Raw genomic sequence first — 24,302 nt, 5'->3', positions numbered from 1 at the left:
TCTGATTTGATAATTTATTAATTAGATTTAGCACTCATCTTGAGAGAGTGCTAACAGGGGTGATGAATGTTGTTAACAGATCGACAACTTCTAATTCTTCAAGTGATCATTGATGATTTTATCCTGTCAGCTCAGCCTGTCGGTTCGAGGAGCTTGTCCAAGAAGGATGAAATTTCCTTCAGCTCGGCTACGATTCGAAATGAAATGGCTGATTTGGAGGATTTGGGTTTTATCGAAAAAACGCATACTTCTTCAGGACGTGTTCCATCTGAAAAGGGTTATCGTTATTATGTGGACCACTTGCTTTCTCCACAGAAATTAAAGAAGCATGACGTGCATGCGATACGCTCCATCTTTACTGAGCGAATATATGAATTGGAGAAAGTGGTCCAGAAGTCGGCAAAGATTCTTTCCGAGCTGACGAATTACACGACCATCGTATTAGGTCCCGATTTGAAGGAAAATAAGCTGAAAAAGATTCAACTTATTCCTCTGAACAAAGATACAGCGATAGCCATCATCGTGACGGATAATGGACATGTTGAAAATAAACTGTTCCATATCCCCCCGACAATGGATGCAGCAGAGCTAGAGAAGCTTGTGCACATCCTGAATGACCGGTTATCGGGTGTTCCTATCAGTGAGTTAAACGATAAAATTTTCAAGGAAGTCGCTCTTTTACTAAGAGAGCATATTCAGAACTATGATTTTATCCTTCACTCGATTACGGATTCCTTTAATCCAACGGTCACAGATAAGCTGTTCTTTGGTGGGAAAACCAATATACTCAACCAACCTGAGTTTAATGACGTCCATAAAGTTCGCATGCTCCTTGAGATGATCGAACAAGAAGAGAGCGTCTACAACTTGATTCGTCCATCCGCTACTGGATTGAACATTAAAATCGGGAAAGAAAATGATCATCTTGCTATGGAGAATTGCAGTCTCATAACCGCTACTTATTCTATTGGTAAAGAACAATTAGGATCCATTGCGATTATCGGGCCTACCCGAATGGAGTATTCCCGTGTCGTGAGTTTACTTAATTTCTTTTCAAATGATATGTCCAAGGTTCTTACGAAACTGTATCAAAGTGAAGATTAGTGGACATATTGTATAAAGGAAAATAAGGCCCTGATGCCGTCTTTATCGTCATCTGGAGCCTTCTGGTGTTCGTAGATTTTTAAGGAGGTGAATGTTATGTCTGAAGAAACAAAACAAGAGCAGCATGATGCGAAAGAAGAAAACAGCGAAGCAGTAGAAGAAGTGTTCGCTGAAGAACCTCAAGCAGAGGAAGCAGCAGGAGAACAACAAGAATCAGATGAGCTTTCACAATTGGAAGATAAGCTGAATGAGTCTGAGAATCGTTATCTCCGTTTAAGAGCCGATTTCGATAACTTCCGCCGCCGAGTCAATTTAGAGAGCGAAGCGAAGGAGAAGTATCGTGCTCAAGGACTGATTACTGAACTATTACCTGCACTTGATAATTTCGAGCGTGCTTTAAATATAGATGCTGATAATGATCAAACAAAAACACTGCTTCAAGGAATGGAAATGGTTCATAGAAGTATTGTTGAAGCCCTTAAGAAAGAGGGAGTAGAACCAATTGAAGCGGTAGGTCAAGAGTTTGATCCACATTTGCATCAAGCAGTTATGCAAACAGAAGATGAAAACTTCGATAGCAATGTAGTTGTTGAAGAATTCCAAAAGGGATACAAACTGAAAGACAGAGTAATTCGTCCTTCCATGGTGAAGGTCAATCAATAATAAAGACATTACATATACAAAATAGGGAGGTTTCTTACTATGAGTAAAATTATCGGTATTGACTTAGGTACAACAAACTCATGTGTATCAGTACTTGAAGGCGGAGAGCCAAAGGTTATTGCAAATGCAGAAGGAAACCGCACAACTCCATCAGTTGTTGCGTTCAAAAATGGAGAAAAGCAAGTTGGGGAAGTAGCGAAGCGTCAAGCCATTACAAACCCAAACACGATCATCTCAGTGAAACGTCATATGGGAACAGATCATAAAGTAGAAGCGGAAGGAAAAGATTACACTCCACAAGAGATTTCAGCTATGATTCTTCAACATTTAAAATCATATGCAGAAGACTATCTTGGAGAAAAAGTTGAAAAAGCAGTCATCACAGTACCTGCTTACTTCAATGATGCAGAACGTCAAGCAACAAAAGACGCTGGTAAAATCGCGGGTCTTGAAGTTGAGCGTATCATCAACGAACCAACTGCTGCTGCACTTGCATATGGTCTGGATAAAATGGATCAAGATCAAACCATCCTGGTATATGACCTTGGTGGCGGTACATTTGACGTATCCATCCTTGAACTTGGTGACGGTGTATTCGAAGTACGTTCTACTGCCGGTGACAACCGTCTTGGTGGAGACGACTTTGACCAAGTGATCATCGATTACCTTGTAGCTGAATTCAAAAAAGAGAACGGCATCGACCTTTCTAAAGATAAAATGGCTCTTCAACGTCTTAAAGACGCTGCTGAGAAAGCGAAAAAAGATCTTTCAGGAGTGACTTCAACTCAGATCTCACTTCCATTCATCACGGCTGGAGAAGCTGGTCCTCTTCACTTGGAAGTGACACTTTCAAGAGCGAAATTCGATGAAATCTCTTCTGATCTTGTAGAACGTACAATGGGACCAACTCGTCAAGCGATGAAAGATGCTGGTCTTTCTGCAAGTGAAATCGATAAAATCATTCTAGTTGGTGGATCAACTCGTATCCCGGCTGTACAAGAAGCGATCAGAAAAGAAACTGGTAAAGAGCCATCTAAAGGTGTTAACCCTGACGAAGTTGTAGCGATGGGTGCAGCGATTCAAGGTGGAGTTCTTACTGGAGACGTTAAAGATGTTGTCTTACTTGACGTTACACCACTTTCACTTGGTATCGAAACAATGGGTGGCGTATCAACTAAGCTTATCGAGCGTAACACGACGATCCCGACGTCTAAATCTCAAACATTCTCAACTGCCGCTGATAACCAAACAGCAGTGGATATCCACGTACTACAAGGAGAGCGCCCGATGGCTGCTGATAACAAAACGCTTGGTCGTTTCCAATTAGCTGACATTCCGCCGGCACCACGTGGAGTACCACAAATCGAAGTGAAATTCGATATTGATAAGAACGGTATCGTGAATGTAAGTGCGAAGGATCTTGGAACAGGTAAAGAGCAAAACATCACAATTAAGTCTTCTACCGGTCTTTCAGATGATGAAGTAGAACGCATGGTGAAGGAAGCAGAAGAAAATGCCGAAGCGGATAAACAACGTAAAGAGGAAGTCGAACTTCGCAACGAAGCCGACCAACTTGTTTTCCAAACGGAAAAAACGTTAAAAGACCTTGAAGGCAAAGTAGAAGAAGATGAAGTGAAAAAAGCGGAAGATGCAAAAGCTGAATTAAAAGAAGCAATCGAGAAAGATGAATTAGATCTTATCCGTGAAAAGAAAGATGCATTACAGGAAATCGTTCAAAGCTTAACAATGAAGCTTTATGAGCAGGCTCAAGCGGAAGCACAAGCAGCTCAGGGAGCGGAAGGTGAAGCTTCGAAAGACGACGATGTAGTCGATGCTGAATACGAAGAAGTAAACGACGATAAGAAATAATTTAGTATGAACGAAAAAGTCAAAGTCAGGGCGGTTCTTGGCTTTGACTTTTTCTATGATTGTAAGAAATAGAAGGTGATTCATTCATCTAACAGACACAATCAATTAGAAGGAATGTTGAGTTTTTATTGATAATAGTCAAAGCTCAATGTTAAAATAACCTTTATGCAAAGGATTCGGGAGTGGTGTTTTAATGAGTAAACGGGACTATTATGAGATTCTTGGTGTCGGAAAAGATGCCTCAAAAGACGAAATGAAGAAAGCATACCGCAAGCTCTCCAAAAAATATCATCCGGATATTAATAAAGAAGCGGATGCGGATGAAAAATTCAAAGAAATATCAGAAGCCTATGAAGTATTGAGTGATGATCAAAAGCGTGCTCAATATGATCGTTTCGGACATACTGACCCTAACCAGGGATTTGGCGGCGGCGCTGACTTTGGCGGTGGAGGTTTCGGTGGTTTCGAAGACATCTTTAATACATTCTTCGGTGGCGGCGGAGGACGCAGAAGAGATCCGAATGCACCTAGACAAGGTGCCGATCTCCAGTACACGATGTCATTGACATTTGAAGAAGCGGTCTTTGGGAAAGACACAGAAATCGAGATTCCGAGAGAAGAAGAATGTGACACCTGCCATGGCTCAGGCGCGAAGCCGGGAACAAAGGTCAATACATGTTCTCACTGTAATGGATCGGGTCAATTGAATGTGGAACAGAATACACCTTTTGGCCGCATAGTGAACAGACGGGTTTGTCATTACTGTAACGGTACAGGAAAACAAATCAAGGAGAAATGTTCAACTTGTGGCGGAGCCGGAAAAGTACAGAAGCGCCGTAAAATCTCTGTTAAAATCCCGGCTGGTATCGATGATGGACAGCAGCTGCGTGTGACTGGTCAAGGTGAACCAGGTATAAATGGAGGACCTGCCGGTGACTTGTACGTTGTCTTCCACGTTCGCTCACATGATTTCTTTGAGCGTAACGGAGATGATATCTATTGTGAAATGCCAGTGACGTTTGCACAAGCGGCATTAGGTGATGAAATTGAAGTGCCGACCCTGCACGGGAAAGTAAAGCTGAAAGTGCCTGCAGGAACTCAAACAAGCACGAGATTCCGTTTGAAAGGTAAAGGAGTACCGAATGTACGTGGATACGGTACAGGTGATCAGCATGTTCAGGTGAAGGTGGTTACCCCTTCTAAATTAACGGATAAGCAAAAGCAACTATTAAGAGAATTTGCGGATATTAGCGGACAGATACCAGACGAACAGCATGAAAGCTTTTTTGATAAAGTAAAAAAAGCCTTTAAAGGCGAATAACTAAAGAACGGAGTTGGTAGATCAATGAAATGGTCAGAAATCAGTATTCTTACTACGAATGAAGCGATTGAACCTATTTCAAACATTCTTCATGAATCTGGAGCAAGCGGTGTGGTCATTGAAGACCCTGCCGAATTAATTAAGGAAAGAGAAGATATGTTTGGAGAGATCTACCAACTCAATCCTGATGATTATCCGAGTGAAGGTGTCTTAGTCAAAGCGTATTTACCCGTAAATAGCTTTCTTGGTGAAACAGTTGACGAGATCAAGCAGGGCATTACGAACCTGGTTACCTATGATATCGACATTGGTGAAAACAAAGTGGAGATTTCAGAAGTAAATGAGGAAGAATGGGCGACAGCGTGGAAGAAATACTACCATCCTGTGAAAATCTCCGATAAATTTACGATCGTCCCTACTTGGGAAAACTATTCACCGGTTCATAGTGACGAACTCATCATTGAACTGGATCCAGGCATGGCGTTCGGGACAGGAACTCATCCTACAACGGTCATGTGTATCCAGGCCCTTGAGCGAATCGTTAAAGAACACGATACGGTCATCGATGTAGGAACAGGTTCAGGTGTATTATCCATTGCTGCTGCACAGTTAGCAGCAGATCATGTAAGAGCGTATGACCTAGATGAAGTGGCTGTTCGTTCAGCGAGACTGAATGTGAAGCTGAACAAAGTTCAACAAACTGTGACGGTTGACGCGAATAATTTATTAAATGGCGTGACAGGACAAGCGGATGTGATTGTAGCGAACATTCTGGCTGAAATCATTTTACGCTTTACAGAGGATGCCTTCGAACTTGTGAAACCGGGCGGATTTTTTATCACTTCTGGGATTATACAGCCTAAGAAGCAGGAAGTACGTGATGCATTGGAGTCTGCCGGGTTTATAATAGAAGAAATTATGGTCATGGAAGACTGGGTCGCTATTATTGCCAAGAAGCCTATGTGAATTTAAGTAAAAACGGTGGAGTTGAAACTGTATGCAACGATATTTTATAAATGACACATATCGAGAAAATGATCCGATTACGATAACAGGGGATGACTATCATCATATCGTTCGTGTCATGAGAATGAAGGAAGATGATGAAGTCTATGCTGTTTTTAAAGATCAAGCATCAGCAATTGCCCGTATTGCAACGATTTCCAGTGACTCAGTAGAACTATCAATAGTAAAATGGGAAACAACGACGAAAGAATTACCAATTAAAGTAACCATTGCGAGCGGACTGCCGAAAGGGGATAAATTGGAGTTGATTTTCCAAAAGGGAACAGAGCTTGGAGCCACTCAATTTATCCCTTTTAATGCGGATCGCTCCATTGTGAAGTGGGACGATAAAAAAGCAAAGAAAAAGGTGGAACGATGGGAGAAAATCGTCAAAGAAGCAGCGGAACAGTCTCATAGACTCCTTGTTCCCGACGTATCTGCCCCCATTTCATTGAAACAATTAATACAGGCACAGTTTGATTACAAACTGATCGCATATGAAGAAGAAGCAAGAGCCGGAGAAAAAGGAAATCTTTCAAAGGTGTTATCGACGATCGAAAATGGACAAAGTGTCCTTGTCGTATTCGGTCCTGAAGGTGGATTGACAGAAAAAGAAGTAGAGATGTGTAAGAGCGAGGGATTTATTCCATGTGGTCTTGGTCCAAGAATCTTACGGACGGAGACTGCTCCATTGTATGTCCTCTCAGCCATCAGCTATCAATTAGAACTTATGAGGTGATTGTAATGCCATCAGTAGCGTTTCACACTCTAGGGTGTAAAGTGAACCACTACGAAACAGAAGCCATTTGGCAACTATTTAAAGAAGAAGGATATGAACGTGTAGAATATGATTCGATTGCAGACGTATATGTCATTAACACGTGCACGGTAACGAATACAGGAGATAAGAAAAGCAGACAGGTCATTCGTCGTGCCATCCGTAAGAATCCTGATGGAGTGATTTGTGTAACTGGATGCTACGCTCAAACATCCCCTGCTGAAATTATGGCGATACCGGGCGTTGACGTCGTGGTTGGGACGCAGGACCGAAGAAAAATGCTAACATACATTGATGAATATAAACAAGAACGCCAACCAATCAATGGCGTTACAAACATTATGAAGAATCGTGTCTACGAAGAGCTGGATGTTCCGGCATTTACGGATCGTACCCGTGCTTCTCTTAAAATCCAGGAAGGGTGCAATAACTTCTGTACATTCTGCATTATTCCATGGGCTCGTGGACTGATGAGGTCCCGTGATCCTGAAGAAGTCATTCATCAAGCTCAACAGCTTGTAGATGCCGGCTATAAAGAGATTGTCCTGACAGGAATTCACACAGGTGGATATGGAGAGGACATGAAAGACTATAACCTTGCCATGCTTCTTAAAGACTTGGAGCAAAAAGTGAAGGGTCTGAAGAGAATTCGTATCTCTTCCATCGAAGCCAGTCAACTGACGGATGAAGTCATTGAAGTAATCGATCAATCAAATATTGTTGTCAGACACTTACACATTCCACTTCAATCAGGATCCAATACGGTCCTTAAGAGAATGCGCAGAAAATATACGATGGAATTCTTTGCAGAGCGCTTGGATAAGCTTAAGAAGGCTTTACCGGGACTTGCCGTTACATCTGATGTCATTGTCGGTTTCCCTGGTGAAACGGAAGAAGAATTTATGGAAACATATAATTTCATCAATGAACATAAATTCTCGGAGCTTCACGTGTTCCCTTATTCAAAGCGAACAGGTACACCTGCAGCACGTATGGAAGACCAAATCGATGAAGATATCAAGAACGAACGAGTTCATCGTTTAATTGAACTTTCTAACCAATTAGCGAAAGAATACGCTTCTCAGTTTGAAAACGAAGTATTAGAGGTTATTCCTGAAGAAATTTATCAGGATGATCTTTATGTTGGATATACGGATAATTACTTGAAAGTAGTATTCCCTGCAACGGAAGATATGGTGGGGAAACTGGTGAAAGTGAAGATCACAAAAGCAGGTTATCCTCTAAACGAAGGCCAATTCGTACGTGTCCTTGAAGAAACAGAAGAAAAAGCCGCAATTTAATAGATCAAGGCACCTGACAATGGTTGGGTGCTTTTTTGTTTTTGCACAATAATACTTTGTAACCACTTTTTTTTTTGATAAGAATCAATTTATCTATTGATAAGTGTAGAAGAAGGTTGTAAACTATTAATGTCAATATAATAAATGAAACAGGTCTTTTTTTTAAACTAATAGTGCAAACGATTGCATTAAATGTAAGCGTTTGTATCTTACTATACTTTGATGAGGTGTTACGATGAAAAAGGCATGGCGTAAAGAAGCGGTAGGCTATCAAATCTATCCCAGGAGTTTTCAGGATTCAAACGGCGACGGAATTGGTGACTTGCAGGGCGTGATTCAACGGTTGGATTATATTAATGAACTGGGTATCGATGTGATTTGGATTTGTCCAATGTATAAATCACCTAATGATGATAATGGATATGATATTTCTGATTATCAGGATATTATGGAAGACTTCGGTACGATGGAGGACTTCGATCAGCTACTTAATGAGGTTCACAAGCGAGATATGAAACTGATCATTGACCTTGTACTTAATCATACAAGTGACGAGCACCCTTGGTTCATTGAGTCTAAGAGCTCTAAAGAAAACCCAAAGCGTGACTGGTATATTTGGAGAGATGGCGTAAAAGGCAAGGAGCCAAATAACTGGGAAAGCATCTTTGGAGGATCGGCCTGGGAGTATGACGAAGAAACAGATCAATATTTCCTTCACGTATTCTCTACAAAGCAGCCGGATTTGAACTGGGAAAATGAAGAAGTTCGCGACGCTCTTTATGACACAGTAAACTGGTGGCTTGATAAAGGAATTGATGGCTTCAGAATCGATGCCATCAGCCATATTAAGAAACGTCCGGGTCTTCCTGATATGCCAAATCCGAAAAAGGAAAAGTATGTTTCTTCTTTCGATATGCATATGAATCAAAAAGGGATTCATACGTTTCTGCAAGAATTCAAGGATCGGACGTATGCAAACTATGATGTCATGTCCGTTGGGGAAGCGAATGGTGTAAAAGCCGATGAAGCGGAATTGTGGGTTGGAAAAGAAAAGGGTAAGATGGATATGATTTTCCAATTCGAACATCTAGGTCTCTGGGACGCCGAAACCAACCCTGACCTTGATATCGTCGAATTGAAGAAGGTGCTCACTCGCTGGCAGAAAGGCCTTGAAGGCAACGGCTGGAATGCGCTATTCATCGAAAACCATGATAAACCACGAGTAGTATCCACTTGGGGGAATGATAAAGAATATTGGAGAGAAAGTGCCACTGCCATGGCGACCATGTACTTCTTAATGCAGGGGACTCCTTTTATTTATCAAGGACAGGAAATTGGTATGACAAATGTTCAATTTCCTTCCATTGAAGATTATGATGATGTAGCGGTCAAGAATCTATATCGTCTAAAGCGTGAAGAGGGAGTACCTCATCAAGACATCATGGACATCATCTGGGCTTCTTCCCGAGACAACAGCAGAACACCGATGCAATGGACTGATGAGGTAAACAGTGGATTTACAAACGGCAAACCTTGGATGAAAGTGAATCCGAACTATAAAACGATTAATGTAAAAGCTCAGGAGAATGATGAAAACTCCATTCTGAACTTCTATAAAAAAATGATTCAACTAAAGAAAAAGGAAGATGTCTTCACGTACGGGATCTATGACCTGCTTCTTGAAAAAGACAAGCAAATCTATGCGTATACCCGAACAGGAGAAGATCAATCCATGATCGTGATCACAAATCTTTCCACGCAGGATGCCATTTGTCACCTTGGTGAATTGGAAGTCTGCTCTTCTAATCTCCTGTTGAATAACTATGATGTAATCAGCCATGAAAATGTAAGCAAGTTAACTCTTAAGCCATACGAGGCGAGAGTGTACCGATTAATATAATGAAGATTGCAACCCTGGTATTGAATACCGGGGTTGTTTTTATTTTCTTGTGAAAAATGAAAAGGTTTTCTTTTTTTGGAGATGCTAATAAGAAATGCTCGTCTTTTTCTCTCTGTTTTGTTATGATAAGAGAGGTACGGACAACTGTTAAAAGGAGAGATAATGAATGACTACGAATATTGCAAGTATGATTGATCATACTTTACTTAAACCTGAATCAACGAAAGACCAAGTAGAAGTACTTTGCCAGGAAGCGAAAGAATTTAAGTTTGCTTCTGTGTGCGTTAACCCTGCATGGGTTCAATATTCAAGCGAATTATTATCCGGTACTGAAGTTAAAGTGTGTACGGTTATCGGGTTCCCACTAGGAGCTTCTACTCCAGAAACGAAAGCATTCGAAACAAAAGATGCAATCGAAAAAGGTGCTACAGAAGTAGATATGGTCATCAATATCGGCGCTTTGAAAAGTGGCGATCATGAGTTGGTTAAACGCGATATTGAAGCTGTTGTGGCAGCATCTAAAGGTAAAGCACTTTCAAAAGTAATCATTGAAACGTGCTTGCTGACGGATGAAGAAAAAGTGAAAGCTTGCCAATTAGCTGTAGAAGCTGGAGCAGATTATGTGAAAACATCTACAGGATTCTCTACTGGGGGAGCGACTGTTGAAGATATCGCTCTTATGAGAAAAACAGTTGGACCTGATATCGGTGTAAAAGCTTCAGGTGGCGTACGTTCTTCTGAAGATGCACAAGCAATGATTGATGCTGGAGCTACTCGCTTGGGAGCAAGCTCAGGTGTAAAAATCGTACAAGGCTTGACAAGTGACTCTGATTATTAATAAGAAAAAAGCTGAACGAGGATCTCGGTCCTTGTTCAGCTTTTTTTTGGCTGGTGAATTCTTTCAATAAATCGGGCGAATTGATTCGCAAATGGCAACACAAGGATCGAGCATAAAATGTTAAATAGGACACTGGCGTGGGCCAATTGCAAATCTGGTGAGCCTGCTAAAGATCGAACCACCAATCCGAGTAATGGGATGAAAGGGATAAAAAGAGCGACACCAATAACGTTAAGCCATATGTGTGCGTACGCCGTCAGTTTCGCTTGAGTGCCTCCACCGATGCTTGCAATAAAGGCTGTAATACATGTCCCGACGTTTGCACCGAGCATAATGGTGATTCCAGCATGAAGATCAATGGAACCTGCAGCCAGAAATCCCATCGTCACTCCTGTCACAACGGTGCTGGATTGAATGATCGCCGTTAATACACAACCAATAAGTAGAGCGAGTACAACATGCTCGTTCACTTCTATGATATACATACGCAAGGATTCGTGATTCGTTAATGGAGTAGCTAACCACTGAATCGCGCGGATCGACGTAAAGATTAATCCAAACCCAATAAATATCATTCCCGCACTTCGGATGGAAGGTGATCGGAAGAAATACATAATGCATCCGATGATCATGGAAGGGACAATAAGATAATTCATATCCAGTGTGAACATTTCAAGGGTGAACGTTGTCCCGATATTCGATCCAAGCATGATTCCGATAGTCTGTCTGAACGGTATCAAGCCGGAGGAAGCCAGTCCCACAGTGAGTACCATAACGGCAGAACTGCTATGGATAAAGGCTGTCACTATCGTTCCTGTAAGAACACCCTTTGTGGGAGTGCTCGTTAAGTAATGAAGCCATTTCTTTATTTTCTGATTGGCAATATTAAAGAGCCCAGACCGCAGCCAGGTCATCCCCAGTAAAAAACATAAAATAAAAAAAATAAAGGCGATTCCATGTAAAATCATTACATTCCTCCCACACACCAGCCTGCTTTATACAAATGTATGGAAGAAATGAGTGAGACATGCCTATTTATATAAGGTGTTTTATGATAAATTGTTGACCTATTACATATCATATATTATAATGGCAAAGTACATGGATTTCTTTTAAATAATAAAGAATTCATCCAAGAAAGACATACACTTTCTGTCCCCTTGTGACAATGATCCAAGGGCAAAGCCATAACCTATTGGTGAAGTAAAGGACGCCAGAAAACTCTGCGTCTTAAGAAATTGGTACAAACCATTTCTTGACTTGAACATGTAAGTGTAGTGTGTTCGGAGGGAGGGAAAGAGAGATGTCAAAAACAGTTGTTCGTAAAAACGAATCGCTTGAAGATGCTCTTCGTCGCTTCAAACGCTCAGTTTCTAAAACAGGAACTTTACAAGAGTTTAGAAAGCGCGAATTTTATGAAAAGCCAAGCGTAAAACGCAAAAAGAAATCAGAAGCTGCAAGAAAGCGTAAGTTCTAAGAGAGGGTGTAAGCATGAGTCTTCTCAATCGTTTAAATGATGATATGAAACAAGCGATGAAAAATAAAGAAAAAGAGAAGCTTTCTGTTATTCGCATGCTTAAAGCTTCACTTCAAAATGAAGCGATTAAACATGGGAAGCAGGAACTCTCTGAAGACGAAGAGTTGACTGTCCTTTCTCGAGAAGTGAAGCAACGGAAAGACTCCCTCCAGGAATTTCAAAACGCTGGTCGCGAAGACCTCGTTGGAAAAATTCAAACAGAACTGACTTACGTCGAAATATATATGCCGAAGCAGCTTTCAGAAGAAGAAGTCTCTGCTATTGTCCAACAGACAGTAGTGGAGGTAGGTGCTACTTCTAAAGCCGACATGGGCAAAGTGATGGGAGCAATCATGCCTAAATTAAAAGGGAAAGCCGATGGAGCTCTCGTCAACAAACTTGTTCTTCAACATTTATCATAAGATTAAAGAGACCGGAAAGCCATAATGCTTTCCGGTTTTTTTATTCGCGTTAAAGAGGGGTGGTGCCATGTAGGGGGAGGTTAAAAATAAGTTGGGGAAAGGTAAAATTATAGTTTGAAGGTTGAAAATAAGCTTGAGCAAGTTGATAATAAAAAGTAAAGAAACGTTATAACCAGGATCAGCCCATCAAAAACATCCTTCTTTTTCAAGTTTTTTACTATATTAATAAATTCCACGCCAACAACATAATATTTTAAAAAAAGTTGAAACTATTTTAATAGGTCAATCGTACATAGAGTATCAAGGAATATTTCCTGAAACGAGGGGGTTGCGTTGAAAAAAGGTCTACTTATATTTTTCATGATGATTCTTGGGTTTAGTTTTCTACAGCCCTTGTTAAGCTCTGCTGAGAATACAAAAAAAGTATACGTTATTCCTATTCACAAAGAAGTTGAAAAAGGCCTTCATGCATTTCTGGAGAGAGCGATAAGTGATGCAGAGGAAGACAATGCTGAACTGATTGTTTTTGATATTGATACGCCTGGAGGTCTGGTCACTGCAGCTGGTGATATTGGTCAGCTCCTTGACAGCGTAGAAACAAAGACGGTTGCCTTTGTGAATAATCATGCTTTATCGGCAGGTGCCTTCATCTCCCTTCATGCAGATGAGATCTATATGGTTCCAAATGGTCAAATCGGTTCTGCGGCTGTGATCGATCAAGCTGGCAATGCCGCTGATAAGAAAGCTCAGAGTTACTGGCTTTCTGCCATGAAGAGTGCCGCTGAATCAAATGGGAGAGATCCTCAAGTTGCTTTAGCTATGGCGGATGAATCGGTAGTAATCGAAGAATTGGGGATTGAAAAAGGGGAATTATTAACACTGGGTTCAAAAGAAGCCAAGCAAGTCGGCTATTCTGAAGGAACCGTTGCGAATCTGGATGAGTTATACGAAACCCTCGGTGTCGATAAATCTTCTGTTGTAAATGTTGAAGAGACCTTTGCAGAGAAGCTGGCACGATTTATAACCAATCCGGTCGTGGTACCGATCCTTCTTTCGTTGGCAAGCCTAGGGTTGATTGTCGAATTGTATTCACCAGGCTTTGGCATTGCGGGTTCTATCGGGTTGATTTCACTTGTATTATTCTTTTATGGACACTTAGTGGCGGGACTTGCCGGTTACGAAACCATCATCCTCTTTATCATTGGAATCGCTCTTGTCGTTGCGGAATTTTTCCTCCCGGGGGGCATTGCAGGCGGACTTGGCATCGGGGCAATACTCGCAAGTATTATGTTGGCAGGGGGCGATGTAGTGCAAATGGGAATTTCTCTTCTTATCGCTTTACTTATTGCCGTTGCGACAATGATTATATTTGTAAAGGTGTTTGGTAAAAAAATGAAATTTTTCAACAAAATCATTTTAAAAGATTCAACAAGCACAGAAAGTGGATATGTATCAAACATCAATCGAATAGAGTTGATCGGTAAAGAAGGGGTAACCAAAACACCTTTAAGACCTTCTGGTACCGTGATCGTGGATGATGAAAGAATTGATGCAGTGACAGAGGGTGGCTTTATTAAAGCAGGCGAAAGAGTTAAGATTGTGAAAGTAGAAGGTTCACGGATTGTTGTAAGAGACATTTCATAATTACTTAGGAGGAAAAGAATATGGTTATAGGACCAAGTACGATTTTATTACTCGTTGCCATTGTGGTGGGAGTGATTGTATTAGCAGTTTTATTTACATTTGTACCAGTCATGCTGTGGATTTCAGCGATTGCAGCTGGAGTAAGAATCAGTATTTTCACACTAGTGGGGATGAGGTTGAGACGTGTTATCCCGAGTCGTGTGATCAATCCATTGATTAAAGCCCATAAAGCAGGAATCACGGTAACGATCAATCAGCTGGAGAGTCACTATTTAGCTGGTGGTAACGTAGACAGAGTGGTCAATGCACTGATTGCAGCTCATCGTGCAAATATTGAACTGACCTTTGAGCGTTGTGCAGCGATTGACCTTGCTGGCCGTGACGTACTTGAAGCGGTTCAAATGAGTGTTAACCCTAAAGTGATCGAAACACCATTTATTGCCGGTGTTGCAATGGATGGAATTGAAGTGAAAGCCAAAGCGCGTATTACGGTTCGTGCGAATATTGACCGCCTTGTCGGGGGTGCCGGGGAAGAAACGATCGTTGCCCGTGTAGGGGAAGGGATTGTATCCACAATCGGTTCATCCGACAATCACAAGAAGGTATTGGAAAATCCGGATCTGATTTCTCAAACGGTCCTTTCGAAAGGCCTGGATGCAGGTACGGCATTTGAAATTCTCTCGATTGATATCGCAGACGTTGATATCGGTAAGAATATCGGAGCGGAACTGCAAACAGAACAAGCGGAAGCTGATAAAAATATTGCACAAGCGAAAGCGGAAGAAAGAAGAGCAATGGCCGTTGCCAATGAGCAGGAAATGAAAGCAAGAGTAGAAGAAATGAGAGCAAAGGTTGTGGAAGCAGAAGCAGAAGTACCTCTTGCCATGGCTGAAGCGCTGCGATCAGGCAATATCGGTGTGATGGACTATATGAACTTAAAGAATATCGACGCCGATACGGAAATGAGAGATTCGATCGGGAAACTAACCGGGGATAAAAATGATCCGAAAAATTCTAAAGATAAGTAATTTCCCCTTGTGAGAAAGGAGTTTTCTCCATGGAACCTTTAATTATTGCCATACTGATCGGGCTCATCACGTCGATTTTCAATAAAGTGAAAGGGTCGCCTTCAAATAAGCCGGTAAGGCAAAAACCGATTCAAACGGCATCTCCCCCTCCTTCAGAACCTCGTGAGAGAGGAAGAGAAAGGGAGAGGGAGAGGGAGAGAAGACCGGCACGGAGCAGAGTGCCAAGAGAATATAAAGAACCATTGAAAGACGCAGCATCTTCCATTCAAAGTCGATTTGAAGAAAAGAAGAAGGAAGCAGAATCAACCTATATAGACTTGCAAAAGAAAGAAGAGCGTTATTCCCGCAGACTGGAAGCTCATCAAAACAGGGCAAAGAAGATACGGGATAAAAGTTCAACTCTCAACATTGATTTCAATAATGAAGATGATATCGTAAAAGGATTTATTTTTTCAGAGGTATTCGGACCTCCGAGATCAAAAAAACGCCATCATCAAAAATAAGAGTGATGAAACCCCTTTTCATTTCATAAATATGAGATGAAAGGGGGTTCTTTTTTTATGGCAAAAAGCTTTTTACAACACATGCGTAAATGGATGACACAAAAAATGGATTTACCTGAAGATGTCATGATGGACCTTCCTCGCGTCACAATGATTGGACAAATTCATATCTATATAGAAAACCATCGGGGTCTGTTAACGTTCACAGATCGAGAGGTACGACTTCTGCTAAAACAAGGTCAACTTTTAATAAAAGGTGAACAATTTGTCATCAAGATGATTCTTCCGGAAGAAATTCTTCTTCAGGGGAAGATCGTAGAAGTGATCTATTTAGAACAATAGGAGGGACGGATTTGAAGAATCAATGGTTCACCTTTCTCAGGGGAAAGGTATTTGTGAAAATGGAAGGCAGACTAGTTGAGAGGGTCATCAATCAATTGCTTAGGGCGGGAATCGTGATTTGGAATGTGAAGAGAGCTGGAACGGAAACCATCACCTTTTACTTATCCTTAGACGATGTACATAACTTCCGAAGAGCTGTTCGAACATCCGAGTGTAAAGTGACATTTCTAAGAGGTCAGGGAGTTCCATTTCTGTTTAAGCGATCCCTGAAGAACTCAGGATTCATGATAGGAGGACTTGCTTTCTTCGTCATCGTGTTTCTGCTTTCCAATATGGTTTGGGACATCAAAATTAAAGGAGCATCACCCCAAACGGAGCATAGTATCAGAAAAGAGCTGGAAGAGATGGGAGTATCGAAAGGGAAGCTCCAATTTTCCCTGCCGGATGTGGAAAATATCCAACGGGAGCTATCCTACAGAATGAACAATATTACGTGGGTAGGGGTGGAATTGCAAGGGACAACCTTTCACTTCCAAGTGGTTGAGAAGAACGCCCCTGAGCCTTCTGAATCCTCTGGTCTGCAGCATATTGTAGCGAAGAAGAAAGCGATCATCACTCAAATGTTCGTAGAAGAAGGAGATCCCCAGGTGAACGTCAATGACTATGTGAACAAAGGTCAGCTCCTTGTATCCGGTTTGATCGGGAATGAAAAAGATCCTAAAGGGGTCCCGGCCAAGGCGAAAATCCTGGGGGAAACATGGTATACATCTAAAGTGGATCTACCGTTGGAGTCCAAGTTTGTGGTTTTTAGCGGCAATGAAAAAAGAAAACATTATGTAGGAGTCGGCTCTTTCAATATTCCGATTTGGGGATTCGGTAAAGTTGAGTATAAGGAGTCCATCGTAGAAGAGAACAAAAAGAATGTCCGTTTCTTGAAATGGGAGCTGCCAATATATTATATTGATAAAAGCTTTAAAGAAAAAGAGGATGTAGAGAGAACTTATACGAAATCAGAAGCCATCGATGCGGCGAAGAAACTGGCCAAGAGTAATTTGGAATCTACCCTCCCTGAGGATGCAGAAGTCATAGGGGAAAAAATTTTGCAAGAAAAGGTTGAGAATGGTAAAGTTAGGGTAACAATTCACTTCAAAGTATTAGAAAACATTGCAGTAGGACAACCAATTATTCAAGGAGACTAACGAATGTCAGATGAAATCTTAATGAAATTACAACTTGAAAACCCTAATGAAGCCATCGCTTTGTTTGGTGTTTCAGATTCTCACCTTAAATTAATAGAACAGGAATTACACGTTTCGATTGTAACAAGAGGCGAAGAATTGCTGGTTTCAGGTAAGGAAGAAGATGTAAGTCTCGCTCTAGATGTTTCAGATCGACTTGTAGCTGTGATACGTAAAGGGATCAATATTGGCCAAAGAGATGTCCATTATGCACTGGAAATGGGCAAGCAAGGGACACTTGAATACTTTACAGACTTGTACAATGAAGAAATTACGAAAAATGCAAAAGGTAAATCCATCAGGGTGAAAACCCTTGGGCAGCGCCAATACATTCAGGCTATCAAAAAACACGATATGGTGTTTGGGATTGGTCCGGCAGGTACGGGGAAAACCTATCTTGCTGTGGTGATGGCGGTACATGCGTTGAAAAACGGACAGGTAAAGAAAATTATTCTCACAAGGCCTGCTGTTGAAGCAGGAGAGAGTCTCGGTTTCCTTCCGGGTGACCTGAAGGAAAAGGTAGACCCTTATCTACGTCCTTTATATGACGCTCTGCATGATGTGTTGGGGGCTGAACATACAGCTCGGTTAATTGAAAGGGGAACCATTGAAATCGCTCCTCTTGCTTATATGAGAGGTCGTACACTGGATGATGCGTTCGTTATCCTCGATGAGGCCCAAAACACAACGAAAGCACAGATGAAAATGTTTTTAACCAGACTTGGCTTTGATTCGAAGATGATTATTACAGGAGATCGCTCTCAAGTGGACCTCCCTAGAGGAAGTGAATCAGGATTGATTTCTTCTGAAAGAATATTAAAAGATGTAAGAGGAGTATCGTTTATTTATCTTGATCAAGCGGATGTGGTTCGTCACCCGTTAGTCGCTAAAATAATTGATGCCTATGAAACAATCGAAAAGTAGTACAATAAAGAGGTTGATCCAATGTGTTCATGCTATCTGTTAATACAGGCGGCACATGCAGGGGTCAATCTTTTTTTATAGGGTTTAACATGGATAATTAAGTGGAAAACTGTTATCATTTTACATAATTGCTAGATTATTTTTTTCTCGTGCTTTTCTGTAAGCTCTTTACCTTGAACTGGTTGGAATTGTACTTACATAACAGGGGGGTCTTTATGCAAACGCACCCAATATTACTCAAAATAAGGAGCTTTCTTAGCTACCGACTATTTACTAATCTCTTATTTGTGTTACTTGGCATTATTGTTTTCGGAGTTTTATATGGGAATGTAAAACCGAAAACCCTGGATATTAATTTGTATGAAGAAGCTCCTACAACGATTAGGGCTCCTAAGAAATTCGTAGATGATGAGGCTACCGAGAAGAAAAAGGAAGAAGCAAAGGCTGAAGTAGCGAATGTCTATACCACGAAAGAAGGAGCGGTCGACAACTCCATATCCCTTCTTCGCTCACTGATGGAAAGTGTAAATGAAGTGAAGAAAGAATCTTCAGCACAGGCAGGTGAAGAAGAGGATCTAAAGCCTTCCCAAAATACCGAAATTAATGAGCAACTGAAACTTCTGAAAGCAAAATTGCCTAAGGATAAAAATAATAATATAACCAACAGTTTAAGTGATGACGTGTTAAAGATACTCCTGGTGGCTTCAGAAGATGACTTGTCGCGGGTAGAAACCATTGTTTCCACACAGATGAAAATCATCATGGAAAACGGGGTGAAAGAGGAAGAACTAAACGAAGCGAAATTGAACTTAGAACAGCGGATCACCAACTATTCGTTCGAAGGTGATTTATCCAGTGCTGCCGTCAAATTGGGGAAAGTTGCTCTGGAGCCGACACTTTACTATGATGCTGAAAAAACGGATGAATTAAAAAAACTTGCCGAGGCAAATGTACAGAAGGTCGAAATTATCGAAGGCGGCGTCATCGTGGAAGATGGGGAACTGATCACCACAAAAAAATACAGTATCCTGAAATCGTTGGGAATGGTGGAAAATACGTTCTCGTTCCGGCCATACATCGGATTGGCGCTCTTTGTGCTTGTGGTGATCAGTTCACTGTATTATTTCTTCTACACATTGGAAGTAACCGAGGAACGAAAACAAAATTATTTAATCCTCACGAGCATCGTGTTTGTGATATCACTCTTAATCATGAAGATTGTGGGACTCATAGAGCAGCTGGAAATCAATGATATAGCCTTCATATTCCCTGCAGCGTTCACCGGGATGATACTTAGGATCCTACTGAATGAACGGATCGCAATGATGATGGTGTTTATCCTTTCTGCGTGCTCGAGTATCGTATTTCATCAGCAGTTCTCAGGATCAATCGATATTGAAATCGCGATTTATACGCTATTCAGTGGTGTATCCGGGATTCTTTTCCTGGTGAACCGTAATCAGCGCTCCAATATATTAAGGGCGGGGATTTACGTAGCTCTTGTGAATATTTTGATCCTCGGTTTTTTGATTCTATTAAGCGGAACCTCTTATTCAAACAGTGAATATGTGTATTATCTCGTGTTTGCCCTGGTATCAGGAATCAGTTCCTCTATATTAACAATCGGTTTTCTGCCGTTTTTCGAGGCAGGGTTTGGCATACTTTCTTCCATGAGGCTTGTGGAGCTTTCAAGCCCTACACAACCATTATTAAAGAAGCTGCTGACCGATGCACCTGGTACATATCATCACAGTGTCATGGTAGCGAATCTTGCAGAATCTGCATGTGAATCCATTGGTGCAAACGGACTATTAGCGAGAGTCGGCTGCTATTACCATGATGTCGGAAAGTCAAAGAGGCCACACTTTTTCATTGAAAATCAGCTTAATATGGAAAATCCTCATGACCGGGTCTCGCCTGAGACGAGCAGGGATGTTATTATAAGTCATGCTTCAGATGGTGCTGACATGCTTAGGAAGCATAAGCTTCCCAAGGAAATCGTCGATATTGCCGAGCAACATCATGGGACAACCTTGTTGAAATTTTTTTATTATAAGGCAAAGGAACAAGGGAAAGATGTTAAGGAAGAAGATTATCGATATCCCGGTCCTAAACCACAAACAAGGGAAGCGGCCATTATTAGCATTGCGGATAGTGTAGAAGCAGCTGTCAGATCCAAGAAATCTCCAACGCAGGGAGAGATTCAACAGCTCGTTCATTCCATAGTACAAGATCGTCTGCAGGATGGTCAGTTTAACGAATGCGATATTTCATTAAAGCAATTAGAAACAGTCAAGAAGTCACTTTGTGAAACGTTAAATGGAATCTTTCATCCGAGAATAGAATATCCGGAACTTAAAGCAAAAGGAGAAGAAGCATGACATTATTGATCGACTTTATTGATGAAACTGAAAAATTATCCGCAGAAGAAACAAATTTGGTGAAAAACATCTTGAACTTTGCGGCAAAAAAGGAAGAGGTCGAGGATGACAGCGAAGTGTCGGTTACGTTTGTGACGAACGGGAGAATTCAAGAAATCAACCGGGAATATCGCCATAAGGACCAGCCGACAGATGTTATTTCCTTCGCTCTTGAAGAACTTGGAGAGGACGAAGTCGAAATTGTCGGTGGTCAAATACCACGAGTTCTTGGTGATATCATCATCTCCATCGATCGTGCGAAAGAGCAGGCGGAAGAGTATAATCATTCATTTTCCCGTGAACTGGGTTTTCTTGCTCTTCACGGATTCCTGCATTTATTGGGCTATGATCATATGGAAGAAACGGAAGAAAAGAAAATGTTTCAGAGACAAAAGGATATTTTAAATGAGTATGGACTCAAAAGGGACTAAGTTCGGCCTATTCAGGTTCTTGAAGTCTTTTGGATATGCGGCAGAAGGGATTAAATCTGTTTGGGCAACGGAGCAGAATTTCAGGATTCATATATGTGTAGGGGTAATCGTTTTTATCTTAGCGTATTTGCTTTCCGTATCTGCCATGGAATGGATCATCCTGATTATATTGGTGTTTTCCGTACTGGCACTTGAAACCATGAATACGGCGATCGAAAAGGCAGTGGACCTTTCAATTTCAGACTACCATCCCTTGGCGAAAGCGGCAAAGGACCTTGCTTCGGCTGCCGTCCTGCTCTTTGCTGTGTGTACAGCGATCGTTGGTGCCATTATATTCATTCCAAAGTTGCTTGAACTCATCACTGCTCTTTGATGGCATGCAAAGAAGATACGAATACCTGAAAAACAAAGGCTGCAGGAGAGAAATTAAACGATTTCTTTCCCGTAGCCTTTAATACATTTGAAAACGTTCTTATACTTGTATAGAATAAGTGGAGCAAAGGACAAAATCGATAAATAGTTTGAATTATCTAACTATTTTATTACAAAATGATAACAGCCCATTTTCTTTTATGAAAATTGTAGTAAAATGAATTTGTAAAGGTTAAAAGGAGAGTTAAACTAATGAATGCAGAACAATTGATACAAGAAGCTAAACTAGCGAGAGAAAAAGCATACGTACCCTATAGTAAATTTAAGGTGGGAGCGGCCCTTCTGTCTAAGGATGGTAAGGTATATCACGGTTGTAATATCGAGAATGCAGCCTACAGTATGTGTAATTGTGCTGAAAGAACAGCTCTATTCAAAGCATACTCAGAAGGCGATACAGACTATTCAATGATTGCGGTTGTAGCAGACACGGCAAGACCGGTGCCGCCATGTGGAGCCTGTCGTCAGGTCATTTCAGAGTTATGTCCGAAAGAGATGAAAGTCGTACTGACAAACCTTAAAGGCGATGTGGAAGAACTAACCGTTGCAGAACTATTACCAGGAGCTTTTTCACCGGAGGATTTAAATGAGTAATATAGGCAGTAATACAGAATACAAATCAGGCTTTATCTCCATCATCGGACGGCCAAATGTAGGGAAGTCCACTTTCTTGAACCGTGTAATCGGTCAAAAGATTGCGATTATGAGTGATAAGCCTCAAACAACACGAAACAAAGTTCAGGGAGTTTTCACGACAGATGATGCACAAATGATATTCATCGATACTCCAGGGATACACAAACCGAAACATAAACTGGGAGACTTCATGATGAAGATTGCTCAGAACACTTTAAAAGAAGTGGACGTCATTTTGTTTATGGTCAACGTAGAAGAAGGGTTGGGAAAAGGAGATCACTTCATCATCGAGAAGTTAAAAGGGGTCAAAACACCTGTTTTCCTTATTCTTAATAAGATTGATCAAATCCACCCTGATGCGTTATTGCCGATGATTCAACAATACAATGACCTGTTTCCTTTCGCGGCGACTGTTCCGATTTCAGCACTTGAAGGAAATAACGTAGATAACCTTCTACAATTATTAAAGGACCAACTGCCAGAAGGACCTCAATTTTATCCTGCTGATCAGATTACAGACCATCCTGAACGTTTTATCGTTTCAGAACTCATACGTGAGAAGGTCCTGCACCTGACAAGGGAAGAGATACCTCACAGCATTGCAGTCGTGATCGATAAAATGGAGCGAAAGCAAGAGAAGGACCTTATTGACGTGATCGCAACCATTATTGTGGAGAGAGACTCGCAAAAAGGGATTGTCATCGGAAAACAGGGGTCGATGCTAAAGGAAGTAGGTAAGCGTTCTCGTGTAGACATTGAGAACCTGTTGGGATCAAAGGTTTATCTTGAACTATGGGTGAAGGTACAGAAGGATTGGAGAAACCGATCTTCTACCCTGCGTGACTTTGGATTCAGCGACGACGAATATTGATAGCAGAATTAACAATATTTAGGCCGCATCTTTTAGAGAGAAAATGCTCATTCTAATCACAAGAAAGCTTATGAAGTCTTGCTAGTTTAAATCCAGAAAGGTGGGTTTTTTATGTTAGACTTAACATGGAAATTTTTTTCGCAGACAGGAAGTATAGACACCTATTTACTTTTTAAGGAGCTTGAAAAGGAGACGATCGAGGATCCTTACAGCTTTGAAGAAGAAACAGCGGAAGTTGATTTTCCTTTAACGTGATAAGCTTGTCATCACCCGGATGCATTGATGTCGGGAGGTGGCTATATGCTGCAGAAGTGTGAAGGAATCGTTATCAGAACGAATCATTACGGTGAGTCAAACAAGATTGTTACCATATACACACGAGAATTCGGAAAGATAGGATTGATGGCTAGAGGGGCAAAGAAACCTAATAGCCGTCTATCCGCCATTTCACAATTGTTTACATATGGTTATTTCCTTTTTATTAAAGGAAGTGGGCTGGGTACACTCCAACAGGGAGAGATGGTTGAATCGTTAAGGCATGTGAGAGAAGATCTGTTTAAAACGGCTTATGCCACTTACATCGTCGACCTTCTCGACAAAGCGACAGAAGACCGGAAACCGAACCCATTTCTATTTGAATTGCTTTACAAGACCATTCACTATTTAAATGAAGACTATGATCCCGAAATTCTTATGCACATATTTGAAATGAAGATGCTCCCTGTATTAGGGTTGTATCCTCATTTGAATGGATGTAGTGTATGCGGGGAAGCGGATGGTGAATTCGCTTTCTCATTTAAAGAAAATGGATTCATCTGTCATCGTTGTTTAAGTGAAGATCCTCATCATTTTCCGATCTCGCAGAGCACTGTGAAGCTTCTGAGGGTATTTTACTATTTCGATATCAATCGATTGGGAAATATATCGGTGAAAGATGAAACAAAACGTCAATTAAAGCGGGTAATCAGGACTTATTACGATGAAAATTCAGGTCTAACATTAAAATCCAGAAGGTTCCTAGACCAAATGGATAACATGAAGGATTTATTCTAGCTTATAATGCTGCTTGTGATTATATAGAAAGGGCCCATTCACCATGGTGAATGGGCCTGTTTTTTA

At 41.2% G+C, this 24,302-nt stretch carries 25 protein-coding genes; 24 read left to right on the top strand and 1 reads right to left on the bottom strand.

Annotation, left to right across the window (positions count from 1 at the left end):
- Positions 1-69 precede the first annotated feature (69 nt).
- The 9 genes from hrcA to deoC all read left to right on the top strand — a co-directional run bounded on the left by hrcA (position 70) and on the right by deoC (position 10,779).
- Entirely contained in the window at positions 70-1,104 is a 1,035-nt protein-coding gene (gene hrcA / locus ACYH0O_RS17225; protein ID WP_482632599.1) for a heat-inducible transcriptional repressor HrcA, read from the top strand.
- Between the two features lie 96 nt (positions 1,105-1,200).
- Positions 1,201-1,767, top strand: a complete 567-nt coding sequence (gene grpE, locus ACYH0O_RS17220; protein WP_482629664.1) for a nucleotide exchange factor GrpE — start codon at positions 1,201-1,203, stop codon at positions 1,765-1,767.
- A gap of 39 nt (positions 1,768-1,806) precedes the next feature.
- The gene (gene dnaK, locus ACYH0O_RS17215) at positions 1,807-3,636 is read left to right on the top strand and encodes a molecular chaperone DnaK (protein WP_482629663.1); all 1,830 of its coding nucleotides are present in this window, start codon (positions 1,807-1,809) and stop codon (positions 3,634-3,636) included.
- A gap of 193 nt (positions 3,637-3,829) precedes the next feature.
- Positions 3,830-4,957, top strand: a complete 1,128-nt coding sequence (gene dnaJ, locus ACYH0O_RS17210) for a molecular chaperone DnaJ (protein WP_149158037.1) — start codon at positions 3,830-3,832, stop codon at positions 4,955-4,957.
- 24 nt (positions 4,958-4,981) lie between these two features.
- A complete protein-coding gene (prmA, locus tag ACYH0O_RS17205) occupies positions 4,982-5,923 on the top strand; it encodes a 50S ribosomal protein L11 methyltransferase (protein ID WP_482629662.1) in 942 nt (313 codons plus the stop codon).
- 31 nt (positions 5,924-5,954) lie between these two features.
- On the top strand, positions 5,955-6,701 hold the full coding sequence (locus ACYH0O_RS17200) for a 16S rRNA (uracil(1498)-N(3))-methyltransferase (RefSeq protein ID WP_482629661.1): 747 nt from the start codon (positions 5,955-5,957) through the stop codon (positions 6,699-6,701).
- Positions 6,702-6,706: 5 nt separating this feature from the next.
- The gene (gene mtaB, locus ACYH0O_RS17195) at positions 6,707-8,041 is read left to right on the top strand and encodes a tRNA (N(6)-L-threonylcarbamoyladenosine(37)-C(2))-methylthiotransferase MtaB (RefSeq protein WP_482629660.1); all 1,335 of its coding nucleotides are present in this window, start codon (positions 6,707-6,709) and stop codon (positions 8,039-8,041) included.
- Positions 8,042-8,276: 235 nt separating this feature from the next.
- Positions 8,277-9,941 carry a glycoside hydrolase family 13 protein gene (locus ACYH0O_RS17190; protein WP_482629659.1) on the top strand — a complete coding sequence of 555 codons (1,665 nt, stop codon included), beginning with the start codon at positions 8,277-8,279 and terminating at the stop codon, positions 9,939-9,941.
- A 166-nt stretch (positions 9,942-10,107) separates the two neighbouring features.
- Complete coding sequence (gene deoC / locus ACYH0O_RS17185; protein WP_459226466.1) at positions 10,108-10,779, top strand: deoxyribose-phosphate aldolase; 672 nt, start codon at positions 10,108-10,110, stop codon at positions 10,777-10,779.
- 35 nt (positions 10,780-10,814) lie between these two features.
- Here deoC and ACYH0O_RS17180 read toward each other — a convergent pair whose 3' ends face one another.
- Complete coding sequence (locus ACYH0O_RS17180; protein ID WP_149158031.1) at positions 10,815-11,747, bottom strand: Na/Pi symporter; 933 nt, start codon at positions 11,745-11,747, stop codon at positions 10,815-10,817.
- A gap of 335 nt (positions 11,748-12,082) precedes the next feature.
- Here ACYH0O_RS17180 and rpsU point away from each other — a divergent pair, with 335 nt between their 5' ends.
- From rpsU to recO, 15 genes are all read left to right on the top strand, one after another.
- Positions 12,083-12,256: a 30S ribosomal protein S21 gene (gene rpsU, locus ACYH0O_RS17175; RefSeq protein ID WP_032087602.1), complete on the top strand. Its 174-nt coding sequence runs from the start codon at positions 12,083-12,085 to the stop codon at positions 12,254-12,256.
- Positions 12,257-12,270: 14 nt separating this feature from the next.
- Positions 12,271-12,717 carry a GatB/YqeY domain-containing protein gene (locus tag ACYH0O_RS17170; RefSeq protein WP_482629658.1) on the top strand — a complete coding sequence of 149 codons (447 nt, stop codon included), beginning with the start codon at positions 12,271-12,273 and terminating at the stop codon, positions 12,715-12,717.
- A 333-nt stretch (positions 12,718-13,050) separates the two neighbouring features.
- Complete coding sequence (locus ACYH0O_RS17165) at positions 13,051-14,361, top strand: NfeD family protein (protein ID WP_426890848.1); 1,311 nt, start codon at positions 13,051-13,053, stop codon at positions 14,359-14,361.
- 26 nt (positions 14,362-14,387) lie between these two features.
- Positions 14,388-15,389 (top strand): flotillin-like protein FloA, encoded by a 1,002-nt coding sequence (floA, locus tag ACYH0O_RS17160; RefSeq protein ID WP_149158058.1) that lies wholly within the window; start codon positions 14,388-14,390, stop codon positions 15,387-15,389.
- Between the two features lie 29 nt (positions 15,390-15,418).
- A complete protein-coding gene (locus ACYH0O_RS17155) occupies positions 15,419-15,892 on the top strand; it encodes a hypothetical protein (RefSeq protein WP_482629657.1) in 474 nt (157 codons plus the stop codon).
- Between the two features lie 57 nt (positions 15,893-15,949).
- Complete coding sequence (gene yqfC, locus ACYH0O_RS17150) at positions 15,950-16,234, top strand: sporulation protein YqfC (protein ID WP_148969724.1); 285 nt, start codon at positions 15,950-15,952, stop codon at positions 16,232-16,234.
- Positions 16,235-16,245: 11 nt separating this feature from the next.
- A complete protein-coding gene (gene yqfD / locus ACYH0O_RS17145) occupies positions 16,246-17,433 on the top strand; it encodes a sporulation protein YqfD (RefSeq protein ID WP_482629656.1) in 1,188 nt (395 codons plus the stop codon).
- A gap of 3 nt (positions 17,434-17,436) precedes the next feature.
- Positions 17,437-18,396, top strand: coding sequence for a PhoH family protein (locus tag ACYH0O_RS17140; protein WP_149158026.1), 960 nt, complete (start codon positions 17,437-17,439; stop codon positions 18,394-18,396).
- Positions 18,397-18,611: 215 nt separating this feature from the next.
- Positions 18,612-20,777, top strand: a complete 2,166-nt coding sequence (locus ACYH0O_RS17135; protein WP_482629655.1) for an HD family phosphohydrolase — start codon at positions 18,612-18,614, stop codon at positions 20,775-20,777.
- Entirely contained in the window at positions 20,774-21,247 is a 474-nt protein-coding gene (ybeY, locus tag ACYH0O_RS17130; RefSeq protein WP_482629654.1) for an rRNA maturation RNase YbeY, read from the top strand. The genes ACYH0O_RS17135 and ybeY overlap by 4 nt, the downstream gene beginning before the upstream one ends.
- Complete coding sequence (locus tag ACYH0O_RS17125) at positions 21,222-21,620, top strand: diacylglycerol kinase (RefSeq protein WP_482629653.1); 399 nt, start codon at positions 21,222-21,224, stop codon at positions 21,618-21,620. The genes ybeY and ACYH0O_RS17125 overlap by 26 nt, the downstream gene beginning before the upstream one ends.
- Before the next feature lie 251 nt (positions 21,621-21,871).
- The gene (locus tag ACYH0O_RS17120; protein WP_034757514.1) at positions 21,872-22,270 is read left to right on the top strand and encodes a cytidine deaminase; all 399 of its coding nucleotides are present in this window, start codon (positions 21,872-21,874) and stop codon (positions 22,268-22,270) included.
- A complete protein-coding gene (gene era / locus ACYH0O_RS17115; protein WP_148969717.1) occupies positions 22,263-23,183 on the top strand; it encodes a GTPase Era in 921 nt (306 codons plus the stop codon). Before ACYH0O_RS17120 ends, era begins: the two co-directional genes overlap by 8 nt.
- A 111-nt stretch (positions 23,184-23,294) precedes the next feature.
- A complete protein-coding gene (locus tag ACYH0O_RS17110) occupies positions 23,295-23,438 on the top strand; it encodes a YqzL family protein (RefSeq protein ID WP_098353091.1) in 144 nt (47 codons plus the stop codon).
- Positions 23,439-23,483: 45 nt separating this feature from the next.
- Entirely contained in the window at positions 23,484-24,236 is a 753-nt protein-coding gene (recO, locus tag ACYH0O_RS17105) for a DNA repair protein RecO (protein ID WP_148969716.1), read from the top strand.
- Positions 24,237-24,302 lie beyond the last annotated feature (66 nt).

It is taken from the genome of Rossellomorea sp. H136 (assembly GCF_056838065.1).
This window is presented reverse-complemented; position numbering and strand designations above follow the sequence as displayed.

Coding starts and splice junctions, on each gene's coding strand:
- ACYH0O_RS17200 (WP_482629661.1), top strand. CDS start 5,955: ATGCAACGATATTTTATAAATGACACATATCGAGAAAATGATCCGATT.
- ACYH0O_RS17190 (WP_482629659.1), top strand. CDS start 8,277: ATGAAAAAGGCATGGCGTAAAGAAGCGGTAGGCTATCAAATCTATCCC.
- ACYH0O_RS17180 (WP_149158031.1), bottom strand. CDS start 11,747: ATGATTTTACATGGAATCGCCTTTATTTTTTTTATTTTATGTTTTTTA.
- dnaK (WP_482629663.1), top strand. CDS start 1,807: ATGAGTAAAATTATCGGTATTGACTTAGGTACAACAAACTCATGTGTA.
- mtaB (WP_482629660.1), top strand. CDS start 6,707: ATGCCATCAGTAGCGTTTCACACTCTAGGGTGTAAAGTGAACCACTAC.
- grpE (WP_482629664.1), top strand. CDS start 1,201: ATGTCTGAAGAAACAAAACAAGAGCAGCATGATGCGAAAGAAGAAAAC.
- deoC (WP_459226466.1), top strand. CDS start 10,108: ATGACTACGAATATTGCAAGTATGATTGATCATACTTTACTTAAACCT.
- ACYH0O_RS17125 (WP_482629653.1), top strand. CDS start 21,222: ATGAGTATGGACTCAAAAGGGACTAAGTTCGGCCTATTCAGGTTCTTG.
- yqfC (WP_148969724.1), top strand. CDS start 15,950: ATGGCAAAAAGCTTTTTACAACACATGCGTAAATGGATGACACAAAAA.
- ACYH0O_RS17140 (WP_149158026.1), top strand. CDS start 17,437: ATGTCAGATGAAATCTTAATGAAATTACAACTTGAAAACCCTAATGAA.
- era (WP_148969717.1), top strand. CDS start 22,263: ATGAGTAATATAGGCAGTAATACAGAATACAAATCAGGCTTTATCTCC.
- rpsU (WP_032087602.1), top strand. CDS start 12,083: ATGTCAAAAACAGTTGTTCGTAAAAACGAATCGCTTGAAGATGCTCTT.
- ACYH0O_RS17155 (WP_482629657.1), top strand. CDS start 15,419: ATGGAACCTTTAATTATTGCCATACTGATCGGGCTCATCACGTCGATT.
- ybeY (WP_482629654.1), top strand. CDS start 20,774: ATGACATTATTGATCGACTTTATTGATGAAACTGAAAAATTATCCGCA.
- ACYH0O_RS17170 (WP_482629658.1), top strand. CDS start 12,271: ATGAGTCTTCTCAATCGTTTAAATGATGATATGAAACAAGCGATGAAA.
- ACYH0O_RS17110 (WP_098353091.1), top strand. CDS start 23,295: ATGTTAGACTTAACATGGAAATTTTTTTCGCAGACAGGAAGTATAGAC.
- prmA (WP_482629662.1), top strand. CDS start 4,982: ATGAAATGGTCAGAAATCAGTATTCTTACTACGAATGAAGCGATTGAA.
- dnaJ (WP_149158037.1), top strand. CDS start 3,830: ATGAGTAAACGGGACTATTATGAGATTCTTGGTGTCGGAAAAGATGCC.
- ACYH0O_RS17135 (WP_482629655.1), top strand. CDS start 18,612: ATGCAAACGCACCCAATATTACTCAAAATAAGGAGCTTTCTTAGCTAC.
- ACYH0O_RS17120 (WP_034757514.1), top strand. CDS start 21,872: ATGAATGCAGAACAATTGATACAAGAAGCTAAACTAGCGAGAGAAAAA.
- recO (WP_148969716.1), top strand. CDS start 23,484: ATGCTGCAGAAGTGTGAAGGAATCGTTATCAGAACGAATCATTACGGT.